The sequence below is a fragment of the Methanobrevibacter sp. genome (assembly GCF_045114555.1).
Taxonomy (GTDB): domain Archaea; phylum Methanobacteriota; class Methanobacteria; order Methanobacteriales; family Methanobacteriaceae; genus Methanobrevibacter.
In genome coordinates, this window is record NZ_JBGUKT010000012.1 from 1 (window position 1) to 2,543 (window position 2,543).

The following is a 2,543-nucleotide window of genomic DNA, read 5'->3' on the forward strand; positions in this document are numbered from 1 at the left end:
GACTTAGCACAACACTACTTAGCTAAAGCAGGAATCATTGCAACCAGAAGAGTTAAAAAATCCGACATGGAAAAATTAGCAAAAGCAACCGGTGCAAAAATCGTTACAAACATCCAAGACTTAACAGCAGATGATTTAGGAGAAGCAGGTTCAGTAGTAGAAGACAAAGTATCCGGTGACGATATGATCTTCGTAAAAGAATGCAAAGATCCTAAAGCAGTAACCTTATTATTAAGAGGTTCAACCAGCCACGTTGTAGATGAAATCGAAAGAGCAGTAGAAGACGCAATCGGTGTAGTAGCATCTACAGTTGAAGATGGTAAAGTAGTAGTTGGTGGAGGAGCACCTGAAATTGCAATCGCAAAAGGTTTAAAAGACTACGCAGAAACCATCAGCGGAAGAGAACAATTAGCTGTAATGGCATTCGCAGAAGCATTAGAAGTAGTTCCTAGAACACTCGCAGAAAACGCAGGTCTTGACAGTATCGATTCTTTAGTAGACTTAAGAGCAGCACACGAAAATTCAATTTACATGGGATTAAATGTATTTGAAGGTGGAGTAACTGACATGAAAGAAGCTGGAGTTATCGAACCTCAAAGAGTTAAAAAACAAGCAATTCAATCTGCAGCAGAAGCAGCTGAAATGATTTTAAGAATTGACGACGTAATTGCATCATCCAGTCAAGGAGACGTAGCAGCAGCTCAAGGTATGGATGGAATGGGCGGAATGCCTCCAATGTAAGTAGGTTAAATCCTATCATTCAATGTTAAATTACCTATAAATTAAACTATTAGAATCTAGTCTAAAGTATTAATTGTATTAGGGGAAATCCATGATACTTCTCATGGATTACTTTTTTTTTAATTTTATTTTATAGTAACTTACTAAACTTTTGGGATATATGTTTCGTACCATTCATCTATGACATTATTATTTTCTATAATTTCATCGTAGAGTTTTATTATCAATTCTTCTAGGAATTCTTTAGATTCTAGAAAATATTGTTTTGTTCTTCTTTTTAATATTCTCCATATTTGTTCTATCGGATTTAAGTGTGGAGAATAAGGCGGTAAATATATTAGGGTTATATTAAGAATTTCTGCTATTTCTTTTATAAACTTGGATTTATGCGTACTGTAATTATCTAACACAAGACAAATTCTTTCTTCATTATTATTAATTTCTTTTATTTGGTCAGTGTTTAATGATTCAAGTATTATTTCACGTTGTTCTAATCTTCTTTTAGAAATATTATCTAATGATGCGCTTTTGCAGTGTTTTCCTACTATTCTGGCGATTACATCAGTAGTTTCTTTTTCGTATTTATGTAATGTTTTTTCTATTTTTTCAATGAACTGTGTGTTTAGTAAGTTTTTTGAGATTAATCCTTCATTTATTTCTTCTTCGGATAAATCTATTTCATTTAAAATATTTTCCATAATCTGTTTATTGTTTTTATTTTTCATATTTGCTATTCTAAGGTTTATGAATGCTAAAGCTATTTCTGGTCCAGTTGATGAATGTGTTGTTGTTAAACTAGAGTTACCATTTATGGTTAATGATCCTGTAGCGTTTATTTTAAATTTGTAGGGTGAAACAATTTGTATATTCTTTTTTCCTTTTTTTGATAATGTTCTAATTGTATTTGGTAGGTTTTGGAATGATGATTCGTCAAATAATACTATAATATCATTTTGAGTAACGCTATGTTCGATTAAGTTTTTTTTAATTGTTCTTCAGCATCAGATGGAGTCTTAGAGAATCTTGGATATGCTTTGTTGTAATTATAACCTAATCCTTTGATTAAAACCCCAATTTGTTTTAAACTGTATTTTACATTGAATTGCTCTTCAATATAATGCAATACATCTGTTTGTGTCATGCCTTTATTTTCTTGTATATATTGATCTAGTTGAACTAATTGTTCAAAATTTAATTTAGAAGGTCTTCCTCCACCAAAATTAGGTTTTAAACCTTCAATTCCTTTTTCTTCACATATTTTAGCCCATCTATGTACTGTTTGATAATCCACATTAATGAATTTAGCAGCTTGTGCAATGTTATTTCCTTCTAATATATACTCCATTGCTATTAATCGTTCATAATAACGTATAATATGTTTATATTTACTTAGTTCAGTTCTAATTTCTGTTAAATTAGTATTTTTACCAACATTAATTTTACTTTTTCTAACCATATTATTATATATGTATTCGTATATATTAAAAGTTTGGTAAGTTACTATACAATCCCTTTTTACATGAAGTATATTTTTTTCCTTGATTTTCTTATTGTTTCTATATACTGTTAACATGGAACAATTAACATGGGTGGAGGTGATGTTTTTGTGGCTTTGAAGGATTTGTTAAATAGTGGTTCTGGTAGTGTTGACTCTGATGATGAGGATGGTTGGATTAATATTAATAATACTATTTGGAGTCTTGAACGTCCAATGATAATAATGAGGGTGAACTTGTAGAAAAGAAGTTTGGTAAATCGAGTAATAACCTATTTAATCTTTAAATAGGCTATTTAATTTAATA

General features: G+C 30.4%; 4 protein-coding genes. 2 read left to right on the plus strand and 2 right to left on the minus strand.

All coding sequences use genetic code 11. The features are described from left to right. Positions 1-741: TCP-1/cpn60 chaperonin family protein (locus ACJMLB_RS02025; protein ID WP_405323201.1), on the plus strand; the 741-nt coding region annotated here is incomplete at its 5' end. 143 nt (positions 742-884) lie between these two features. Here the strand turns inward: ACJMLB_RS02025 and ACJMLB_RS02030 are convergent. Together ACJMLB_RS02030 and ACJMLB_RS02035 are read right to left on the minus strand one after the other, a co-directional pair. Then, entirely contained in the window at positions 885-1,466 is a 582-nt protein-coding gene (locus tag ACJMLB_RS02030; protein ID WP_405323203.1) for a transposase, read from the minus strand. 248 nt (positions 1,467-1,714) lie between these two features. Beyond that, positions 1,715-2,197: a transposase gene (locus ACJMLB_RS02035; protein ID WP_405323206.1), complete on the minus strand. Its 483-nt coding sequence runs from the start codon at positions 2,195-2,197 to the stop codon at positions 1,715-1,717. Positions 2,198-2,347: 150 nt separating this feature from the next. On the opposite strand from ACJMLB_RS02035, the gene ACJMLB_RS02040 reads away from it, so the two are divergent. Beyond that, positions 2,348-2,479, plus strand: coding sequence for a hypothetical protein (locus ACJMLB_RS02040; protein WP_405323208.1), 132 nt, complete (start codon positions 2,348-2,350; stop codon positions 2,477-2,479). Positions 2,480-2,543 lie beyond the last annotated feature (64 nt).